A 6,994-nucleotide genomic window follows, 5' to 3' on the forward strand; every position below is an offset into this window, starting at 1 on the left:
CGCCCATCCCGTGGCCGGCCAGGCAGACCGGCACGTCGCCGTACCGGCGCTGGACCTCGTCGGCCGCCCACGCGGCGTCCTCGAAGGGATGCGCGTCGTCCGCGTTCCAGCCCCGGCGGCGGTAGTGCAGCACGTGCACCGCGAGCCCGTCGCCCACCCCGGCGCGGGCCAGGGAGCGCGCGAACGGCAGCTGTACCGCGTACGAGAGGGGGGAGGGGCGACGGTGCGAGTCGGCCCGGCCGTCCGGGAGCAGCAGCACCACGCCGCTGACCTCGTCCCTTGTTCCGGCCGTCCGAACGGCCCGTCCCAGCCTGGCATCGGGCGAGGAGAGTGCGCGCTGTCCCATGACAGAACAGTGTCAGAAGGAGAGGTGTACTCCACCCGACTTCGCGGTCACTGTTACGCATCGACACCAGGCGCTCTACGCGCGTAGGCGCTAGAGTGCCAAGATGACGAGCCAGACCCCGAATGTCCCTGATTCCGACCAGATCCGGCGCGCCCCCAAGGTGCTGCTCCACGACCACCTCGACGGCGGCCTGCGGCCGGGCACCATCGTCGAGCTGGCCCGCGCGCAGGGTTACGACTCCCTCCCCGAGACCGAGGCCGACAAGCTCGGCATCTGGTTCCGCGAGGCCGCCGACTCCGGTTCGCTGGAGCGCTACCTGGAGACGTTCGCCCACACCTGCGCCGTCATGCAGACCCGTGACGCGCTGTTCCGGGTGGCCGCCGAGTGCGCCGAGGACCTCGCCGAGGACGGCGTCGTCTACGCCGAGATCCGCTACGCCCCCGAGCAGCACCTGGAGGGCGGCCTGACCCTCCAAGAGGTCGTCGAGGCCGTCAACGAGGGCTTCCGCGAGGGCGAGCGCGTCGCCCGTGCCAACGGCCACCGCATCCGCGTCGGCGCCCTCCTCACCGCGATGCGGCACGCGGCCCGCGCGCTGGAGATCGCCGAACTCGCCAACAGCTACCGCGACCAGGGCGTCGTCGGTTTCGACATCGCGGGCGCCGAGGCCGGGTTCCCGCCCACCCGCCACCTCGACGCGTTCGAGTACCTCAAGCGCGAGAACAACCACTTCACCATCCACGCGGGCGAGGCCTTCGGCCTGCCGTCGATCTGGCAGGCCCTCCAGTGGTGCGGCGCCGACCGCCTCGGCCACGGGGTCCGGATCATCGACGACATCGAGGTCGCCGAGGACGGCTCGGTCTCCCTCGGCCGCCTCGCCTCCTACGTACGGGACAAGCGCATCCCGCTGGAGATGTGCCCGACCTCCAACCTCCAGACCGGTGCGGCCACCTCGTACGCCGAGCACCCGATCGGACTGCTGCGCAAGCTGCACTTCCGGATCACCGTGAACACGGACAACCGGCTGATGAGCGGCACGAGCATGACCGGGGAATTCGAGCGGCTGACCGAGGCTTTCGGATACACGCTCGATGACATGCAGTGGTTCACAGTCAATGCGATGAAATCAGCTTTCATTCCTTTCGACGAACGTCTCGCCATGATCAACGACGTCGTCAAGCCCGGATACGCGGAGCTGAAGTCCGAGTGGCTCTTCCGCCAGACCGCTGTGACCAGCGGTTCCGCGGTCTCCGCGGGCTGAGTTCCCCGAAAGGCGAAAGGGCCGGGAAGTGACATCCCGGCCCTTTTCCGCATGTCGGGATGTTTGCGATAGGGGCAGCGGGATGGCTAGCTTGCAGAGCCGCTCACATCCCCTTCCCCAAGGATGAATTCTCCATGAAGAAGTCTGCTGCCAAGACTCTCGGTGTCGCCGCTCTCGGCGCCGCTTTCGCCGCTGCCGCCGCCGGCAGCGCCTCCGCCGTCCCCTCGCTGCCGCTGGAGGCCGCTGCCGGGGTGCTCCCCGTCTCGACGATGGCGCTCGACACCGTCGCCAAGTCGGCCCAGAACGCGCCGGTCCAGGAGACCGTCGGCAAGGTCCTCGGTGGCGACGCCACCGACGCGGCCGCCCCGGTCACCGGCCTCCTCGGCGGACTGCCCACCAAGGGCCTCACCGCCAACGGGATCCCGCTCGGCGGCTGAGAGGCTGTCGGGCGCCCCGGCAGCCTCTGAGAGCCTGTCGGCCGACCCGGCCCGCGCGGGCCACCCGCGCCGCCCGTACATGCCAGTGGGGCGCACACCTTGATCAAGGTGTGCGCCCCACCGCGCGTTCTCGCTCCCCGTGGTCCGGCGCGTCACCAGGCCGTCGCGGAGGAGGCGGACTTCTCCGACGGCAGCAGCGCCCACAGCGCCAGGTAGAGCAGGAACTGCGGGCCGGGCAGCAGACAGGAGACGACGAAGATGACGCGCATCGTGTTGGCGGAGATACCGAAGCGCCGGGCGAGGCCCGCGCACACTCCGCCGATCATGCGGCCTTCGCGGGGGCGGACAAGTGCGGCCATGGTGGGCTCCTTCGCGAACCGTTGCGTGAGGAGCGGCCTGGTGCGCTCCCCGATGTATCCATGGTGCGTCGCGAAGGGGGACAAAGCATCGCTCTACGGGGCGAGGCCAACCCCGGTAATCGTCGGGGTCGACCCCCCAGGGGACTCGTCCCTGAGACGGGTCTCCTGTCGGTAGTAGGGCAGGTCCCGTACCCCCGGGACGCCCCGGCGGCGCAGCCGCGCCCGGCAGACCGGGACGACCAGCAGATGGGCCAGGACCACCCCGGTGGTGTTCAGCAGCAGCGAGTCGATGTCGACGATCTGACCGGGCACCCCGGTCTGGCCCAGCTCGATGGCCAGCGAGATCAGCGCCCCGGCGGCGACCGTACGCAGCAGGGAGACCCAGGGGGAGACGAAGATCCGGCCCCCGGCCATCGGCAGCAGCACCCCCAGCGGGGCCAGCAGCAACAACGCCCCGCCGATCCGGCGGGCCGCCTCGGCCGGTCCCAGCGCGAGGTCCGCCCTGATCCCGGCGAGCGGCTCGAAATTCGCCGCCGTGATCCAGGGAACGTCCAGCGGGCGCAGCGTCAGCCACCCGACGAACAGCAGATGCGCGGCAAGGAGAGTGACCCCCGCCGCGCGGAAGTGGATGACGGTCTCGCCGTCCGAACTGTGACGCACGTCCACCAAGACGCCGCGACCGGCAGGATCGGTTCCGCGCCGCCGCGGCCCGCCTCCCGGGCGGCTCTCCCGGGCGGTCCCGCGGACCGCCCGGAACCCGCGTCAGTCCAGCCGGACGCCGTCCGGCGTGGCCAGGTCGCCCGGCCGGGACTTCGTCTGTGAGGTGCACAGATAGCCGCGCGGCGGGTAGTCCCCGGGCCCGCCCAGGACCACCGAGCCGTCCCGGACCAGCGTCTCGCTCTCCGCGTACGTGCACACCAGCTGGGCCAGCGCCTCCGCCGACAGGTCCTCCGGCTGGCTGCTGAGGCGCACGGCGCCCGCCGGGTCGCCGTCCCGTGCCGGGGCCACCCGCAGCCCCGCCGGAACCGCGGTGGTGAACCCGGCCCGCCGCTCGTTCGCGGGCGGCGCCTGCTGGACCTCCTCCAGCAGCGCCCGGGCGACCACCAGGGGGTCGGTGCCGGTCGCGTCCGCCGCCACCGGACGTTCCGCGGTGACCAGCTGCGAGGTGCACACCAGATACACCGTGGTGCTCACGCTGTCCGGCGACCGGGTGGCGACGTCCGAGGAGGACAGCCGGCACGGCACCCGGGAGGGCGCGGCCCCCGCGTCCACCGGCACCGAGGTCGTACGGATCCCGCACCCGGAGACCAGCGCCGCGGCCGCCAGCACGGCCGCCAGCGAGGCTGCCGTACGCCGCCGGAGCGGGCCTCGCCGGTACGTGACATCGCCTCGCCTCACGTCGCCCCGTCCTCGCCCGGGGCCCCCGCGCCCGGTTCGTCGTGGTGCGCGAGCTTCTCGGCGTCGCGCGGCAGCCGCAGTTCGAAGACGGCACCGCCGTCCGGGGAGTTCGCCGCCGTGATGTCACCGCCGTGGATGTGCGCGTTCTCCATGGCGATGGAGAGGCCCAGCCCGCTGCCCTCCGACCGCGGCCGGGAGGCGCTGGCCTTGTAGAACCGGTCGAATACGTGCGGCAGCACGTCCTCGGGGATGCCGGGACCGTGGTCCCGCACCTCGATGACCAGCTCCTCGCCCTCGGTCCGCACCCGTACGCCCACCGGCGAACCCCCGTGCTTGAGGGCGTTGCCGATCAGGTTGGCCAGGATCACGTCCAGCCGGCGCGGATCGAGCCGGACCATCATGCCGCGCTCCGCGTCCAGGTCCACCGCGTCCAGCCAGGCCCGCGCGTCGATGCACGCGGTCACCTGGTCGGCGACGTCGACCGTGTCCAGCACCAGCCGGGCCGTGCCCGCGTCGAAGCGGGTCACCTCCATCAGGTTCTCCACCAGGTCGTTCAGCCGCCGGGTCTCGCTGACCACCAGATGCACGGCGGGCGCGATCATCGGGTCGAGGGTGTCCGCCTCGTCCTCCAGCACCTCGGCCACCGCGGTGATCGCGGTCAGCGGGGTCCGCAGCTCGTGCGACATGTCGGCGACGAACCTGCGGCTCGCCTCCTCCCGCGCGCTCATGTCCGCGACCTTCTTCTCCAGCGAGCCGGCCGTTCTGTTGAACGTACGGGAGAGATCGGCGAGTTCATCCGTGCCGGAGACCACGAGCCGGGTGTCGAGCTTGCCCTCGCCGAGCTTGCGGGCCGCGTCGCCGAGCCGCTGTACCGGACGCAGCACCGTCGTCGCGGCCGCCTGCGCCAGCAGCGCCGAGCCGACCAGCGCGAGGGCGGTGGCGATCCCCAGCGACCAGGCCAGCGAGTTGAGGTCCTGCCGCTCCTGGTCGAGGGACTTGAGCATGTAGCCGGTCGGGCCGCCGCCGATGATCCGCGTACCGGCGACCAGATACGGCGTGCCCGCTATGCTCGTCCGCTGCCAGAACAGGTGGTACTCGTGCTCGTTGCTCGACGTCAGCGACTGCTTGCGGGCCACCTGCTTCTGCAACGAGTCCGGCACATCGGCCCGGGTGAAGGTGTCCAGGTCGGAGTAGCCCACGATCGGCTTGCCGCGCTCGCGTTCGGCCTCCAGCAGCACGCTGTACCCCGGACTGCTGGACGCCATCTCCCCGGCGGCCCGCTGGAGGTCGTCCTTGGTGGGGCGGGTCGGCAGCCCCGCCGCGGTCTCCTGCATCTGCCGCCGGAAGTCGTCGAGCGCGGTGTCCTGCGTACGGGTCAGCACGGCCTCGCGGTTGAGCCAGTAGGCGATCCCCGAAGCGGACACCGCGGCCGTCAGCGCGACCAGCGCGAACACCACGACCAGGCGCAGCCGCAGACTGGTCCAGCGCAGACCGGCGCGCAGGGACCGCTTGGCGGTTTCGGTCACTGAGGCGAGTCCAGCCGGTAGCCGACGCCCCGCACCGTACGGATCAGGGTCGGCGAGGACGGCACGTCCTCCACCTTCGCGCGCAGCCGCTGCACACAGGCGTCCACCAGACGGGAGTCGCCCAGGTAGTCGTGCTCCCACACCAGGCGCAGCAACTGCTGCCGGGACAGGGCCTGGCCGGGCCTGCGGCTCAGCTCCAGCAGGAGCCGCAGCTCGGTCGGCGTGAGCTGCAGATCCTCACCGTCCTTGGTGACGGTCATGGCGGAGCGGTCGATCACCACGTTGCCGAAGGTCGCCGAGTCGGTCGACTCGCGCTCCCCCCGGCGCAGTACCGCCCGGATCCGGGCGTCGAGCACCCGTCCCTGGACAGGTTTCACCACATAGTCGTCCGCGCCGGACTCCAGTCCCACCACGACGTCGATGTCGTCGCTGCGCGCGGTCAGCAGAATGATCGGCAGCTGGTCGGTGCGGCGGATCCGCCGGCACACCTCGAAACCGTCGATCCCGGGCAGCATCACATCCAGCACGACCAGGTCGGGCCGCTGCTCGCGCAGCAGCTCCAGGCCGTCCTCTCCCGTCGCCGCGGTGGCCACACGGTGGCCCTGGCGTGACAACGAGAGTTCGAGGGCCGTGCGGATGGCGTCGTCGTCCTCGATCAGCAACAGGAAAGGCACGAACGTCATTCTGGCCCATGGTGGCGCTTCAGTTCGACCTGTGGCCCCCTCCGATTGTCCGGGCACGGCCCCGACCACCCCTGTGACAGGCCTGTGACAGTCGGGGGACAGCGTCATGAAACTGCCCCGGCAAGCTCTTCGACAACAGGGAACGAACGGACTCCACCGATAGGGGGCGCGAGATGAACGCACTGCACAGCACCAGCTCAAGCGCAGTTGTCACGCGTCTCCACGACGTCGGGCGGAGCACGGAGAAGTCCGGCGCGATGAACGTAAACGTACGGGGGTGTGTTCGGAGCGCCGGGCGTCAGCACCAGACGGTGGCGGAGCAGGTGCGCATGCCGTACATGACGGTGATTGACGCGCCCAAGGGGGCGGCGAGCGCGTACGGGGAAGCCGCGGGGGACCGCACGGCCCGGACGGGAGACGCGGACGCCGAAGCGGCGTTCACGGCCTACGTCCAGGAGCGACGGGCCTCCCTGTACGCGACCGCCTACCACCTGACCGGTGACCGGTTCGAGGCCGAGGACCTGTTGCAGAGCGCCCTCTTCTCGACCTACCGGGCGTGGGACCGGATCAGCGACAAGGCGGCGGTCGGCGGCTATCTGCGCCGCACCATGACCAATCTGCACATCAGCGCCTGGCGCAGGCGCAAGCTCAACGAATACCCGACCGAGGAGCTGCCGGAGACGGTGGGCGACACGGACGCGATGCGCGGCACGGAGCTGCGGGCGGTGCTGTGGCAGGCGCTCGCCCGGCTGCCCGAACTCCAGCGCACGATGCTGGTCCTGCGGTACTACGAGGGCCGCACCGACCCGGAGATCGCGTCGATCCTCGACATCAGTGTCGGCACGGTGAAGTCCAGCATCTGGCGCTCCCTGCGCCGGCTGCGCGAGGACGAGGTCCTCAGCTTCGGACGTGACGAGCAGGAGTCCTTCGGCGAGTTGGTGGCCTGAAGGCTGGGCCCTTCGTCTCGGGGGAGGCGGGGGCCACGGG

At 71.1% G+C, this 6,994-nt stretch carries 8 protein-coding genes and 1 pseudogene; 3 read left to right on the forward strand and 6 right to left on the reverse strand.

The genetic code is table 11. The features are described from left to right. Positions 1 to 262 (reverse strand): annotated as a pseudogene (locus HET64_RS34435) (alpha/beta hydrolase); the annotation flags it as partial. Between the two features lie 187 nt (positions 263 to 449). On the opposite strand from HET64_RS34435, the gene HET64_RS34440 reads away from it, so the two are divergent. Together HET64_RS34440 and HET64_RS34445 are read left to right on the forward strand one after the other, a co-directional pair. Then, positions 450 to 1,604 carry an adenosine deaminase gene (locus HET64_RS34440; protein ID WP_215111182.1) on the forward strand — a complete coding sequence of 385 codons (1,155 nt, stop codon included), beginning with the start codon at positions 450 to 452 and terminating at the stop codon, positions 1,602 to 1,604. Between the two features lie 134 nt (positions 1,605 to 1,738). Continuing rightward, on the forward strand, positions 1,739 to 2,041 hold the full coding sequence (locus tag HET64_RS34445; RefSeq protein ID WP_215111183.1) for a hypothetical protein: 303 nt from the start codon (positions 1,739 to 1,741) through the stop codon (positions 2,039 to 2,041). Positions 2,042 to 2,193: 152 nt separating this feature from the next. Here the strand turns inward: HET64_RS34445 and HET64_RS34450 are convergent, their stop codons facing one another. The 5 genes from HET64_RS34450 to afsQ1 form a co-directional block, all read right to left on the reverse strand. Next, positions 2,194 to 2,400, reverse strand: a complete 207-nt coding sequence (locus HET64_RS34450) for a PspC domain-containing protein (RefSeq protein ID WP_215111184.1) — start codon at positions 2,398 to 2,400, stop codon at positions 2,194 to 2,196. Positions 2,401 to 2,493: 93 nt separating this feature from the next. After that, positions 2,494 to 3,066 (reverse strand): VanZ family protein, encoded by a 573-nt coding sequence (locus HET64_RS34455; RefSeq protein WP_215111185.1) that lies wholly within the window; start codon positions 3,064 to 3,066, stop codon positions 2,494 to 2,496. Between the two features lie 96 nt (positions 3,067 to 3,162). Next, positions 3,163 to 3,798 (reverse strand): hypothetical protein, encoded by a 636-nt coding sequence (locus tag HET64_RS34460; RefSeq protein WP_215111186.1) that lies wholly within the window; start codon positions 3,796 to 3,798, stop codon positions 3,163 to 3,165. Then, the gene (locus tag HET64_RS34465) at positions 3,795 to 5,324 is read right to left on the reverse strand and encodes a HAMP domain-containing sensor histidine kinase (protein ID WP_215111187.1); all 1,530 of its coding nucleotides are present in this window, start codon (positions 5,322 to 5,324) and stop codon (positions 3,795 to 3,797) included. Before HET64_RS34465 ends, HET64_RS34460 begins: the two co-directional genes overlap by 4 nt. Next, positions 5,321 to 5,998 (reverse strand): two-component system response regulator AfsQ1, encoded by a 678-nt coding sequence (afsQ1, locus tag HET64_RS34470; RefSeq protein WP_006127084.1) that lies wholly within the window; start codon positions 5,996 to 5,998, stop codon positions 5,321 to 5,323. Before afsQ1 ends, HET64_RS34465 begins: the two co-directional genes overlap by 4 nt. A 182-nt stretch (positions 5,999 to 6,180) precedes the next feature. Between afsQ1 and HET64_RS34475 the strand changes: the two genes are divergently transcribed. Further along, positions 6,181 to 6,954 (forward strand): SigE family RNA polymerase sigma factor, encoded by a 774-nt coding sequence (locus HET64_RS34475; protein WP_215111188.1) that lies wholly within the window; start codon positions 6,181 to 6,183, stop codon positions 6,952 to 6,954. The last annotated feature ends 40 nt before the right edge of the window (positions 6,955 to 6,994 follow it).

This window comes from Streptomyces sp. McG3 (assembly GCF_018619185.1).
Lineage (GTDB): Bacteria > Actinomycetota > Actinomycetes > Streptomycetales > Streptomycetaceae > Streptomyces.